Here is a 12939-nt window from a genome sequence, read left to right on the forward strand (position 1 = left end):
GGTAGGTCGGGGGGGTATTTTGTGGGGAGGGGGGGGGCGGGGGGGATGAAGTGAGGTGTGTAGCGGGGGCGGACGGCGACACCCCCCGCACCGCCACAGTCGGTGCTGCAGTGCTGTTTCGATCAGGCCTCGATGATGAAGGCCTCGAGGTCGGCACGAGCCTTGTCGTCGGCCATCTGGATCGGCGGCGACTTCATCAGGTAGGCGGAGGCGGGGTAGACCGGTCCGCCGATGCCGCGGTCCTTGGCGATCTTTGCGGCGCGGACGGCGTCGATGATGATGCCCGCCGAGTTCGGCGAATCCCACACCTCGAGCTTGTACTCAAGGTTCAGCGGGGCGTCACCGAACGCGCGACCCTCGAGGCGGACGTACGCCCACTTGCGGTCGTCGAGCCACTCCACGTAGTCCGACGGGCCGATGTGCACGTTGCGGTCGTGCACCTTGCCGGACAGCGGGCCGTTCAGGTTGGAGGTGACGGCCTGGGTCTTCGACACCTTCTTCGACTCGAGGCGCTCACGCTCGAGCATGTTCTTGAAGTCCATGTTGCCGCCGACGTTGAGCTGGTAGGTGCGGTCCAGCACGACACCGCGATCCTCGAACAGCTTCGCCATCACGCGGTGGGTGATGGTGGCGCCGACCTGCGACTTGATGTCGTCGCCGACGATCGGGACGCCGGCGTCCTTGAACTTCGCGGCCCACTCCGGGTCGGAGGCGATGAAGACGGGCAGCGCGTTGACGAACGCGACGCCGGCGTCGATCGCGCACTGCGCGTAGAACTTGTCGGCCTCCTCGGAGCCCACCGGCAGGTAGGAGACGAGGACGTCGACCTTCGCGGCCTTGAGCGCGGCGACCACGTCGACCGGCTCGGCGTCGGAGACCTCGATGGTCTGCGAGTAGTACTTGCCGATGCCGTCGAGGGTCGGGCCGCGCTGGACGGGGACGTCGAGCGGCGGGACGTCCGCGATCTTGATGGTGTTGTTCTCGCTGGCGAGGATCGCCTCGGACAGGTCGAACCCGACCTTCTTGGCGTCGACGTCGAACGCGGCAACGAACTGCACGTCCCGCACGTGGTACTGCCCGAACTTCACGTGCATCAGGCCGGGGACGGTCGAGCTCTCGTCCGCATCCTTGTAGTACTGGACGCCCTGGACCAGGGACGAGGCACAGTTCCCCACGCCCACAATGGCCACGCGCACCGCGGTGCTGTTCTCACCCATGGTCGGGTTCTCCTTCTTTCTTGGGTAACGCTGTTGGTGTTTGCTCGGCCGCGATCAACTCGTTGAGCCACCGCACCTCTCGCTCGCTCGTCTCGAGTCCGAGCTGATGAAGCTGGCGGGTGTAGCGGTCGAGTGATCCGCTGGCTCGCCCGATCGCGTCGCGGAGCCCCTCGCGGCGCTCCTCGACCTGACGACGGCGCCCCTCGAGGATCCGCATCCTCGCCTCCGCAGGGGTGCGGCTGAAGAATGCGAGGTGCACCCCGAAGCCGTCGTCGGTGTAGTTCTGCGGGCCGGTGTCGGCCACCAGTTCGGTGAACCGCTGCCTGCCCGTGTCGGTCAGCTGGTAGACGCGGCGGGCGCGGCGCTTGACCGCCCCGTCCGGACCGGCGTCCTCGGCGATCAACCCGTCGGCCTGCATGCGGCGCAGCGTCGGGTAGAGCGATCCGTAGGAGAAGGCGCGAAAGGCGCCGAGCAGGCCGGTCAGCCGCTTGCGCAGCTCGTAGCCATGCATGGGTGACTCGAGGAGCAGCCCGAGAATTGCCAGCTCGAGCATTCGTGTCCACCTCCCCGGTCGTCCGAACCTAATCGCGTGATGCGACAACCAACTATATCGCAGCGATATAAACGATCGCGGGAACCGGCGCTGGTGTCTGCGACACGCCGTAGCGGATACCCGCCGATCCGGGTGGCCGGGGGACGTCAATCGGGCGGGTACACCCGGAGGATCTCGCCGTCGAACCCGACGGTCATGAAGGTCGAGTACTCGACCGCATCGGTCACATAGATGGCGACCACGGGTTCGGCGACCCGGTCGTTCGTGCCGAACTGGAACCGCACCTGGCTGACCTCGCCGTCCGGCAGGCGCAGCGTCTCCGGTGCACCGGCCACCAGCCGCGCGATCGCGGCGACGTCGACACCGCCGAGGTCGAGCGTCCGGGTGTCGCGTGGTCGGTCGGAATCGACTCCCCACGTATCGAATTCGCCGTCGTAGCTGTGGCCCACATACCTGCCCGGATCGGTGTCCGACCGCCGGTCGACCGCGCCGCGCTCCGGGAAGAGCAGCACCTCGTCGGCGAGCGTGTCCCCGAAGTGCGCCCGATAGTCCTCGATGAACCGCTGGATCCCGGCGCCGGTGGTGAGGTTCGGGACGTCGGGTGCGGACGACACGATCCCGCCAGCGCAGGATCCGGCAAGCGCACCCACCCCTGCCGCTGCCGCGACCAGGCCGGCCGCGCCCGCCCACCGCCGCGGGCCACCGGGCCGCGGCTCCCGCGGCCGACGGTCCGGCCGGACCACCGCCGACCCGGCGTAGCGCACCGGAATCTGCAGGTCGCCGACCAGCCTCGCGAGTTGGTCGAACGTGACGGACCGCATCGCCCGGTCGGTGCGGGTGGCGTGTTCGGTGTCGGTCAGCTGACCCTCGGCGTGCGCGGCGTCGAGCAGCCCGCACGCCTCCACGCGGTCCACGTCCCGCGCCCGGATCCCGGTCGAGGTCATTGGTGCTCCTACTGTCCGAAGGGGTAGGCGCGATGCACCTCGCCCGCGAGCGTCGCGGTGAGGTGCCCGCTCTCGTCGAACTCGTTGCCGACATAGACGCTGATGAGCGGTCCGGCATCGGCATCGGGCTCGACGGAGAGGTGGCTGATCGTGCCGCCGGGCACATTCAGCAGGATCGGCGCCTCGGCCAGGATCCGGTCGAGTCCGGCCCGGTCGACGTCGGCCAGGTCCACGGTCGGCGTGTCCACCCCGCGGGTCGAGGGATCGCGGTCCGGCTCGAAGCCGTACCGATAGCTGTAGCTGAGCACCCGGTTCGGTTCCCGGGGCAGTGCCAGGGTGACGCTGCCGTGCTGCTCGAACAGGGTGAGCTCGTCGACCACGGTGTCCCCGAACGCGGCGCGGTAGTCGTCGACGAACTGGGCGAAACCCGCCGCGGTCCTGAGGTCCGGCGTCGCGATCACTCGGGGCGGCAGCGCAGCAAGGTCGACCGCGGTCGCACCCGGTGCGGCAGGCAGGGCGGGTGCGTCGCCGCGGCCGGCGAACCAGAACGCGGCGATCCCGGCGACGACCGCGGCCGCCGCGGCCGCCGTGCGGAAGCGGCGGGGCCGGGCGGCGGGATCGGGTGTCGCGCCCGCCGGCGGCAGCGAGGTGGTCGGGCGCGGCGGGGCGGCGTCCTGCAGATCCTCAACCAGGGAGTCGAGGTCGCCCAGGGTCCTGCCGTCGGTGAGCAGTTCGGCCCGCATCCGATGCTCGGCGGCGTCGAGTTGGCCGTCGGCGTAGCCGGCGTCGAGGAGCGCGAGCACGGCCGCCCGGTCGGCGTCGGTCGCGCGCGTCGACGGCGGATAGGGACGGGCCACGGCGGAATCCTAGTTCGACCGAACAGCGAGGGCGTTCCCGCCGTCGAGGCCGGCGACCAGGTAGCCGACGGCCTGGTTGCCGTCCCCGACGTAGACGGTGACGGTCGGCCGCCCCGAGTCGGCGACGAGGACGTGCCCGACGCGTCCCGCTGGCGCCCCGACCAGCGCGGGAGCCGCGGCGATCAGCCGCGCAACCCCGGCGGCGTCGATCCGCGTCAGGTCCACCACCGCGGCCCGCGGCGGCGACGGTTCGGTACCCACCGGCCGGACGTCGCCGGCCACGTCGTGGACATCGACGCGCCCGGGGTTGCCCGCCCGGCGGGTCACCCGGGCCGCGTCGGGATACAGCGCCAGCGAGGTGGCCAGGGTGTCGCCGAATCGGGCGCGGTAGCGGGCGACCACGGCGGCGATGCCCGCCTCGGTGAACGGGTCGATCGGGGTCGCGCGATCCGGTGGGACCGTGACCGGCCGGACGGACGCGGTGTCGGCACCCGCGGCGGCCGGTGCGGATGGCGCGTCACCGGACCCGCGGACCGCGACGGTCAGCGTGGCGACCCCGGCGACCAGGGCGACACCCGCCACCGCCGCGGCGGCACCGAGGCGGCGGCGTCGGCCGATCGGATGCCGGGACGCGACCGCAGCGGGCAGCTGCAGGTCCGTGGTGAGGGACCGGAGGTCGCCGAGGGTGTCCGCGGCCGCGGCCAGCGCGAGACGGTCGTGGAATTCGCCTGCCCCGAGCTGCCCGTCGTCGTAGGCGGTGCGGAGCAGCGCGCGGGTGCTGGTGCGGTCGGTGTGCCTGGCCCGGGTCGAATCGCGCAGCGGGGACACCCCGGAATCATAGGAGGTCCGGTCGCGGCCGATGTGTGTGGACGGTCACGCCGAGGACCGCGCCCACCTGCGTTTCCGCGGTGGGGGCCGGGATGATCGGCCGGATGACCCGCGACCGGAGGGGGTCGCCCACGTACTCTGGTCACCGTGCGATTGCAGCGGCAGGTGGTGGACTACGCCCTCCAGCGGCGATCCCTGCTGGCCGAGGTGTTCTCCGGCCGTACCGGGGTCACCGAGGTGTGCGATGCGAACCCCTACCTGCTGCGCGCGGCGAAGTTCCACGGCCAACCGTCGGAGGTGACCTGCCCCATCTGCCGGAAGGAGCAGCTCACCCTCGTGTCGTGGGTGTTCGGCGACAAGCTCGGCCCGATGTCCGGGTCGGCACGGACCGCCGACGAACTGGTCCGGCTCGCGGCGACGCAGGAGGAGTTCTCCGTCCACGTCGTCGAGGTCTGCCGCACGTGCAATTGGAACCACCTGGTGCAGTCGTACGTTCTCGGCTCGATCCCCGCACCGAAGCGGACCCGACCGACCCGGACCCCGAGCCGACGCACCGCGAGTGAGTGAGCCGCACCGACGACCGTGACCGCAGCCTGACCGGCTGAGCCCGAGTGACACAGCCGTGTCCATGCCAGTACTGGAGAGTCCCCACGTGAGTTCCCCCTACAACGATCCGCAGGGCGGTCGACCCACCGGCCCGCCGCGCCCCACCGGCCCGCAGCCCGGTGGCCGCCCGCCGGGGTACTCGCAGCCGAACCAGCCGCCGCCGGGGTACGGGCGTCCGCCGTCGGGCCCGCCGCCGCGATACCCGGGCGGGCAGCAGCCGCCGCAGGGGCAGCCACGCCAGGGGCAGCCGTACCCGCCGCAGGGGCAGCCGGGCCGGCCCTACCCGCCGCAGGGGGCGCCGCGCCAGCAGCCGCCGCAGGGCGCGCCGCGCGGTCCGCATGGTGCTCCCCCGGTGCCGCAGCAGCGCCCCGCCACGCCGCAGCCCCGCCCCGGCCAGAACGACGCCGGTCCCACCGCCGCCGCGAAGGCGGGTGCCCAACCCCGTCCGTCCACCCCGTCGCGTCCCACCCAGGCGGGCAGCGGCGGCGGCCGTCCACCCGCCGGACCGCCCCCGACCGGTCGCTCCGGCGGTTCGGGCGGCACCGGCGGCCAACCGCCCCAACCACCGAAGAAGATGAAGTCGAAACGCTGGAAGATCGTCCGCCGTACCCTCTACAGCCTCGTCGCGATCGGCATGGTCGTGCCGTTGCTGGCATTCATGGTCGCCTACATGGCCGAGGACGTCCCGCGCCCCGGTGACATGAAGACCAATCAGGTCGCGACGATCTACGCCAGCGACGGCAGCACCGTGCTGAGCACCATCGTCCCGCCCGAGGGCAACCGCACCGACGTCGCGATCGACGAGATCCCGGTGCACGTGCGCAACGCGGTGCTCGCGGCGGAGGACCGGGACTTCTACTCCAACCCCGGCTTCTCGATCAGCGGGTTCGCGCGCGCGGCCCGCGACCAGCTGCTCAACAAGCCCAGCGCAGGCGGCGGCTCGACGATCACCCAGCAGTACGTGAAGAACGCGATGGTCGGCTCCGAGCACTCCTACACCCGCAAGTTCAAGGAGCTGGTGATCTCCGCGAAGATGGCGCGGCAGTGGTCGAAGGACGACATCCTCGCCGCCTACCTGAACACCATCCCGTTCGGTCGGGGCGTGTTCGGCATCGCGGCCGCGTCGGAGGCGTACTTCGACAAGCCGGTCGAGCAGCTGACGGTCGAGGAGGGCGCGGTCATGGCCGCGACCATCCAGCAGCCGTACGGCCTCGACCCGTCCACCAACCCGACCGGCGCCGAGTCGCGCTGGAACTACGTGCTCGACGGGATGGTCGGGGCGAACACCCTCGACGCAGGCCAGCGGGCCGGGATGGCGTACCCGTACGTGGTCCCGCTGTCCGAGGTCGACTCCGGTGCCGTCGGCACCGGCCCGGCCGGACTGATCCGCAACCAGGTCGTCAAGGAACTCGAGGCCAACGGCATCAACGAGCAGGTTCTCAACACCGAGGGCCTGCAGATCACCACCACCATCGACGACCAGGCGCAGCAGGCCGCGGTCGCCGCGGTCACCGACAACATGGAGGGTGAGGACCCGAACATCCGGACCGCGGTCGTCTCCGTCGACCCGAAGACCGGCGGCGTCAAGGCCTACTACGGCGGCACCGAGGGGTCGGGCTACGACTTCGCGCAGGCGGGCCTGCAGACCGGCTCATCGTTCAAGGTGTTCGGTCTCGCCGCCGCCCTCGACGAGGGCATCCCGCTGTCGAAGATGTACGACAGCAGCCCGCTCACCCTCGGCGGCGTCACGATCAACAACGCCGAGGGCGCGTCCTGCGGCGTGTGCACGATCGCCGAGGCGACCAAGCGCTCGCTAAACACCAGCTTCTACCGGCAGATGATGTCGATCGAGAACGGTCCCGAGAAGATCGCCGCGATCGCCCACAAGGCGGGCATCCCGGAGCAGATCCCCGGCCTCGCCGGCACCACGCTGCAGGAGTCGAACGGCAAGTCCGAGTACGGCATCGTGCTCGGCCAGTACCAGTCCCGGGTGATCGACATGGCGTCGTCGTACGCGACGCTCGCCGCGTCCGGGGTGTACCGGGCGCCGCACTTCATCCAGAAGGTCATCACCGCCGACGGCACCGTCCTCCTCGACCGGGGCGCCAGCGTCGCCGGGGAGTCGCGCCTCGACGCGGCCGTCGCGGACAACATCACCTCCGCGCTCGAGCCGATCGCCGCGTACTCGCGCAACCACGGCCTCGCCGGTGGCCGCCCGTCGGCCGCGAAGACCGGAACCGCGCAGCTCGGCGACACCGGGGAGAACAAGGACGCCTGGATGGTCGGCTACACCCCGTCGCTGTCGACCGCGGTGTGGGTCGGCACGGAACAGGGCCTGCCGCTGCAGAATTCGTGGGGCGGCCTGATGTACGGCTCGGGGCTCCCGTCGGACATCTGGAAGGACACCATGGACGGTGCGCTGGAGGGCACCGACGTGGAGCAGTTCCCGGAGCCGGAGCCGATCGCCGGCCAGGCCGGTGTGCCCGCGTACACCGCGCCGTACACCCCGCCGAAGACCACCGCCGCTCCCCCGTCGTCGACGGCGTCCCCGCAGTTGACCATTCCGCCGATGGAGGTCACGCAGACCCCGGTCGAGATCCTGCCCGGCGTGACGATCCCGATCCCCGGCCTCAGGCCAGCCCCGACGACCCAGGCACCGCCGACGACGGAGGGCCCGCTTCCCGGGCAGCCGACCACCGGTGAGGAGGACGACAGCGGGATGACGGGGCTGGACTACGGGCAGGCCGTGCCGCAGGGGCGGGGCTGGTAGTCGGTAACGTCGCACCGGTGGCCGAGGACACAGGGGACAGCACAGCCGAATCCGGCGACCGGGCGACGGTCGGCTCACCGGCCGCGCTCGCGGACGACCGCCGGTCCGCCGACCGGGACCTGCCCAGCCGCACCGACCGGCTGACCGCGGAGGCGTCATCGGTGCTCGGCGGCCCGGTGGGACGGCGGGCGCTGGTCGGTCGGCAACGGTTCTGGACCCCGCTGCGGGTGATCCTGCTGCTGGCAGTGATCTTCCTTGCGCTCGGCTGGTCCACGAAGGCCGCCTGCCTCCAGCAGGCACCGAACGGCCCGGACGGCGCCCTCGGCCTGGACTGGAGCGGCAGCCGCCAGTACACGGCGCTGTGCTACTCGGACACGGTGCCGCTGTACGGGGCCGAACGCCTCGACGAGGGCGCGTTCCCGTACAAGAAGTCGTGGGAGGAACCGGCCGCCGACGGATCGGTGCAGACCCGGTACATGGAGTACCCGGTGCTCGCCGGGCTGTACCAGTACGCGTCGATGACGGTCGCGAAGGCGTGGCACGCCGCGCCGTGGCTGCCCGGGGCCCTGCAGGTGGTGCTCTATTTCAACGTCGTCGCATTCGGGCTTGCGGTGGCGTGGCTGGTGACGGTGTGGTCGACGGTGCTGCTCGCGGGCAGGCGGGTGTGGGACGCCGCGCTGGTCGCGGTGTCACCGCTGGTCGTGGTGCACGCGTTCACCAACTTCGACCCGCTCGCCACCGCCTTCGCCGGCACCGGCCTGCTCGCCTGGGCCCGCAGGAAGCCGGTCCTGGCTGGGGTGCTGCTCGGGTTGGGCGGGGCAACCAAGCTGTACCCGCTGATGCTGCTCGGCCCGCTGCTGGTGCTGTGCCTGCGGGCGGGCCGGGTCCGGGATTGGTGGCGGGCGACGGTCGCGGCCGCCGCCGCGTGGCTGGTGGTGAATCTGCCGATCGCCCTTGCCTTCCCGGCCGGCTGGCGGGAGTTCTTCCGGCTCAACTCCGAACGCGGTGCCGACCCCGATTCGCTGTACAACGTGGTGTCCTCGTTCACCGGCTGGGCGGGCTTCGACGGGGTCCTCGCCCGCGGGGAGAGCCCGACGATCCTCAACGCGGTGTCGCTGCTGCTGTTCGTTGCGGTGTGCGTCGGGGTGGGGTGGATTGCGCTGACCGCGCAGCGCAGGCCGCGGGTCGCGCAGTTGTGCTTCCTGGTCGTTGCCGGGTTCCTGCTGACCAACAAGGTGTGGAGTCCGCAGTACTCGCTGTGGCTGGTGCCGCTGGCCGTGCTTGCGCTTCCGCATCGCCGAATCCTGTTGGCGTGGATGGCGATCGACGCACTGGTGTGGGTTCCGCGGATGTACTACTACCTCGGTGTCGGGAACAAGGGGCTGCCGGAGCAGTGGTTCACGGCGACCGTCGTGGTGCGCGACATCGCGGTGATCGCCCTGTGCGTCATGGTGATTCGGCAGATCTACCGGCCGGCCGAGGACCTGGTGCGCGGGGCGGGGGTGGACGACCCGGTCGGCGGGGTGCTGGACGGGGCCCCCGACGCCCCGCCGGGATGGTTGCCGCGGTGGCTGCGGCCGCGGCCCGGGGCACGGGCGTGGTCGGCGGCCGGGCCGCGGGCCGTCCCGCAGTGACCTCAGCCGGGCCGCGGCGCCCGATCCGCGGCGCCGTCGCTGCACCCGTCGGCACCGGCGGTGCGTGGCCGGGACCGCAGGAACAGCACGAAGAACACCACGAGCAGCGCGGCCCGACCCCACACGCCTGCCAGCACGATCGCCTCCTCGGTGCTGGCGTCCGCCCCGGACCCGAGGGCCGCGAAATACCGGAACACCCCGACCCCCAGGCAGAGGTCCGCGACGAGGTAGGCGCCGACCAGGGTCCACGGCACCCGCAGCAGCACGAAGAACGGGATCAGCCACAGCGTGTACTGCGGGGAATGCACCTTGTGCAGCAACAGGAATCCGCACAGCATCGCGGCGCTGACCGCGAGCCAGGGATAGCTGCCGTCCCTGCGGTAGCGGCGCCAACCGATCCACACCGCGAGCGCGAACGCGACGACGATCAGCAGCGGGGACGCCGCGGCGACGACGCGCGCATAGTCGCTGCCCGGACCCTCGTCCGGGCCGAACCAGTGCCGAACCCCCCAGTACCACACCGAATTGGTGGTGATGTCCGCCTGACGATCCGACTGGAACGCGAACGAGGCGACCCAGCCGCGCCAGCCGAGCGCCGCGAACGGCAGGTTGATCGCGACGACCGTTGCGGTCGCCGCCCCCGCGACCGCCAGCGCGCCGACCGGGTCGTACCGGCCGCGCGCCGTGGCGGGCAGCTCCCGCCCGCCCGCGCCGCCGGTGAACACGTACGCCATCAGCGGAAGCACGAACGCGCCCGGATAGATCTTCAGGCAGAAACCGATCCCCAGCAGCACCGCCGCCAGCACGGCCCGGGTCCGCAGCGACATCCGGTCGCCAGCGGCGACCACGAAGACCGCCGCCGTCGCCGCGGCGACCACCGGCAGTTCCCAGTTGTGGAAGGCGTACAGCACCAGCGGCGGTCCCACCGACCACAGCAGCGTGGGCCAGCCAGCGAGCCTGCCGAGCATCCACGCCGTCGCCAACCCGAACGGCGTCAGGATCAGCGCCGAGTGCAGCAGGAACGCGGCGTCGGTGTGCGCGCCGACGGCGCTCAGCCACATCAGCAGCCCGCTGAGCACCGGGTACTCCACCGTCCCTCCGGTGAGGGCGCCGCTGTCGGTGATCCCGCCCGACAGGTACGGGAAGACGTGGTGGTCGATGTCGCGGCCGATCCACAGGAACTGGATGTCGGAGTAGCAGACCGACGAGTCCTTGATTCGGTCGAAGATCAGGCTGCGGCCGAGCGCGTCGAACGGTTCGCCAGCGCAGCGGGCCTTGTTCAGGTACGCCAGGGCCAGGGTCAGCCCGCACAGCAGGGTCACGGCGACGGTGGTCGTGGTGCTGGCCCGCGCCGGTGTCCGCATGCGCCCCACAGTAGGTGCCGCCACGCCCCCGGCCGGGGAGCCCCTCGCACCGACCGCGATTTCGCAGGTCAGGGGCGCCTCGTGTAGCCTGCATGGGTTGCTGACGCAACGACCCTCCTGTCACGGAACGTCCGTGACCGTTTCACAGTCCATAGGAGGTGATGAGGTCTTATGCGTCATTACGAACTGATGATCATCCTGGATCCCAGCCTGGACGAGCGCACTGTCGCCCCGTCGCTGGATACGTTCCTCAATGTCGTCCGCCAGGACGGCGGCTCCGTCGACAACGTCGACATCTGGGGCAAGCGTCGTCTCGCCTACGAGATCGCCAAGCACAGCGAAGGCATCTACGCGGTCATCGACCTGAAGGCGACCCCGGACACGGTCAACGAGCTGGATCGCCAGCTCGGCCTGAACGAGTCGGTGCTGCGCACCAAGGTTCTGCGCCACAACAAGTGATCCTGTCCGCGTCGGGCCAGTTGTCGTAGCGACGACCTAGGCTCGGGGCATCTGGATTCCACACACTGCAGGAGGAACCACATGGCAGGCGACACCGTGATCACCGTCGTCGGGAACCTGACGGCCGATCCCGAGCTCCGCTTCACTCCCGCGGGTGCCGCGGTCGCGAACTTCACGGTCGCGTCCACGCCCCGCACGTTCGACCGCCAGAGCAACGAGTGGAAGGACGGCGAAGCGCTGTTCCTCCGCTGCAACATCTGGCGTGAGGCAGCGGAGAACGTCGCGGAGTCGCTGACTCGCGGTTCGCGGGTGATCGTGCAGGGCCGGCTCAAGCAGCGGTCCTACGAGACCCGTGAGGGCGAGAAGCGCACTGTCGTGGAACTCGAGGTCGACGAGATCGGCCCCTCGCTCCGTTACGCCACCGCGAAGGTCAACAAGGCCAATCGCGGAGGCGGCGGCGGGGGAGGCGGGTTCGGTGCCTCGGGCGGCGCGGGCGGTGGACGCCCGGCAGCCGGTCCGACCGACGACCCGTGGGGCAGCGCCCCGCAGTCGGCAGGCTCCTTCGGCGGCGGTGGAAACGACGAACCGCCGTTCTGATCCCGTCCGGGATCGGACGCGACGAACATTGAGAAACACGGAGAAAGACAATGCCGAAGCCGCCGTTGCGCGACAAGGTGATGAAGAAGAAGGTCTGCACCTTCTGCAAGGAAAAGAACGTGCAGATCGACTACAAGGACACGACGCTGCTGCGTAAGTACGTCAGCGACCGCGGCAAGATCCGCGCGCGCCGTGTCACCGGCAACTGCGTCCAGCATCAGCGGGACGTCGCGGTTGCCGTGAAGAACTCGCGTGAGGTGGCCCTGCTTCCTTACGTCTCTACGGCTCGCTAAGGAAAGGGAGGGAAGACATGAAGCTGATCCTCACCGCTGACGTGGACAACCTCGGTGCGCCCGGCGACACCGTGGAGGTCAAGGACGGTTACGGCCGCAACTACCTGCTGCCCCGCGGCCTGGCGATCGTCGCCACCCGTGGCGCCGAGAAGCAGGTTGAGGGCATCCGTCGGGCGCAGGAGGCCCGCGCGGTGCGCGGCCTGGACCACGCCAAGGAGCTCAAGGCCGCGATCGAGGGCGTCGAGGGCATCTCGCTCTCGGTGAAGACCTCGGACGCGGGCAAGCTGTTCGGTTCGGTCACCGCCGCCGACGTCGCAGGCGCCATCAAGGCCGCCGGCGGCCCCGTGGTCGACAAGCGGATCGTCGAGCTGCCCAAGGCCCACATCAAGGCCGTCGGCAAGCACCTGGTGCTGGTCAACCTGCACCCGGACGTGACCGCGAAGTTCCACCTGAACGTCGTCGCCGGCTAGTCCGACACACGTTCGTCGGCAGGGCCCCGCAGACTCGGTCTGCGGGGCCCTGTTCCGTGCCGGCCCGCTGTGCGCCAGGTCACGTTGCATTCGGCAGTGAAATGCGCAACACGCCCGGCGGGTGCGCGGGACCGACACGCCGAACAAGTTTCCATCCACAGCTGTGTGAACAAAGAAAAGCGGTCTGACCTGCACAGTTCGTGGGTGTGACATTCGTTTCCCCCAGGTTGTCCACAGGTGGTGAACAACCCGGTGCTGGGGATTCCACAATTCATCCACAGGTGTGTGCACAAGTCGTGTTGCTCCCGGCGACCCGGGTGCCTAACGTCGTCGCGGGCGCGTCCGCG

General features: G+C 70.5%; 13 protein-coding genes. 7 read left to right on the forward strand and 6 right to left on the reverse strand.

Going from position 1 to position 12939, the window contains the following annotated elements:
- Nucleotides 1-122: 122 nt before the first annotated feature.
- The 5 genes from ACWF62_RS03040 to ACWF62_RS03060 form a co-directional block, all read right to left on the reverse strand.
- Entirely contained in the window at nt 123-1217 is a 1095-nt protein-coding gene (locus tag ACWF62_RS03040) for an inositol-3-phosphate synthase (RefSeq protein ID WP_378508609.1), read from the reverse strand.
- Entirely contained in the window at nt 1210-1770 is a 561-nt protein-coding gene (locus tag ACWF62_RS03045) for a PadR family transcriptional regulator (RefSeq protein ID WP_378508608.1), read from the reverse strand. Before ACWF62_RS03045 ends, ACWF62_RS03040 begins: the two co-directional genes overlap by 8 nt.
- Nucleotides 1771-1916: 146 nt before the next feature.
- Entirely contained in the window at nt 1917-2714 is a 798-nt protein-coding gene (locus tag ACWF62_RS03050) for a DUF1707 SHOCT-like domain-containing protein (RefSeq protein ID WP_452629376.1), read from the reverse strand.
- An 8-nt stretch (nt 2715-2722) separates the two neighbouring features.
- On the reverse strand, nt 2723-3571 hold the full coding sequence (locus ACWF62_RS03055; protein WP_452629377.1) for a DUF1707 SHOCT-like domain-containing protein: 849 nt from the start codon (nt 3569-3571) through the stop codon (nt 2723-2725).
- A gap of 9 nt (nt 3572-3580) precedes the next feature.
- Nucleotides 3581-4399 carry a DUF1707 SHOCT-like domain-containing protein gene (locus ACWF62_RS03060; RefSeq protein WP_452629379.1) on the reverse strand — a complete coding sequence of 273 codons (819 nt, stop codon included), beginning with the start codon at nt 4397-4399 and terminating at the stop codon, nt 3581-3583.
- A 147-nt stretch (nt 4400-4546) separates the two neighbouring features.
- Between ACWF62_RS03060 and ACWF62_RS03065 the strand changes: the two genes are divergently transcribed.
- The 3 genes from ACWF62_RS03065 (at nt 4547) to ACWF62_RS03075 (ending at nt 9409) form a co-directional block, all read left to right on the forward strand.
- The gene (locus ACWF62_RS03065; protein ID WP_378569793.1) at nt 4547-4966 is read left to right on the forward strand and encodes a DUF5318 domain-containing protein; all 420 of its coding nucleotides are present in this window, start codon (nt 4547-4549) and stop codon (nt 4964-4966) included.
- Nucleotides 4967-5579: 613 nt separating this feature from the next.
- Nucleotides 5580-7775, forward strand: coding sequence for a transglycosylase domain-containing protein (locus tag ACWF62_RS03070; RefSeq protein WP_452629466.1), 2196 nt, complete (start codon nt 5580-5582; stop codon nt 7773-7775).
- Nucleotides 7776-7792: 17 nt separating this feature from the next.
- Nucleotides 7793-9409, forward strand: a complete 1617-nt coding sequence (locus ACWF62_RS03075; RefSeq protein WP_452629380.1) for a glycosyltransferase family 87 protein — start codon at nt 7793-7795, stop codon at nt 9407-9409.
- A 2-nt stretch (nt 9410-9411) separates the two neighbouring features.
- Here ACWF62_RS03075 and ACWF62_RS03080 read toward each other — a convergent pair whose 3' ends face one another.
- Nucleotides 9412-10773, reverse strand: a complete 1362-nt coding sequence (locus ACWF62_RS03080; protein WP_452629381.1) for a hypothetical protein — start codon at nt 10771-10773, stop codon at nt 9412-9414.
- A gap of 171 nt (nt 10774-10944) precedes the next feature.
- Here ACWF62_RS03080 and rpsF point away from each other — a divergent pair, with 171 nt between their 5' ends.
- The 4 genes from rpsF to rplI all read left to right on the forward strand — a co-directional run bounded on the left by rpsF (nt 10945) and on the right by rplI (nt 12592).
- A complete protein-coding gene (gene rpsF / locus ACWF62_RS03085; protein WP_378508601.1) occupies nt 10945-11232 on the forward strand; it encodes a 30S ribosomal protein S6 in 288 nt (95 codons plus the stop codon).
- An 81-nt stretch (nt 11233-11313) separates the two neighbouring features.
- Entirely contained in the window at nt 11314-11829 is a 516-nt protein-coding gene (locus tag ACWF62_RS03090; protein ID WP_378508600.1) for a single-stranded DNA-binding protein, read from the forward strand.
- Between the two features lie 50 nt (nt 11830-11879).
- Complete coding sequence (rpsR, locus tag ACWF62_RS03095) at nt 11880-12122, forward strand: 30S ribosomal protein S18 (protein ID WP_007537290.1); 243 nt, start codon at nt 11880-11882, stop codon at nt 12120-12122.
- Nucleotides 12123-12139: 17 nt separating this feature from the next.
- Nucleotides 12140-12592, forward strand: coding sequence for a 50S ribosomal protein L9 (gene rplI, locus ACWF62_RS03100; protein WP_378508599.1), 453 nt, complete (start codon nt 12140-12142; stop codon nt 12590-12592).
- Nucleotides 12593-12939 lie beyond the last annotated feature (347 nt).

The organism is Rhodococcus sp. NPDC054953, from assembly GCF_053609225.1.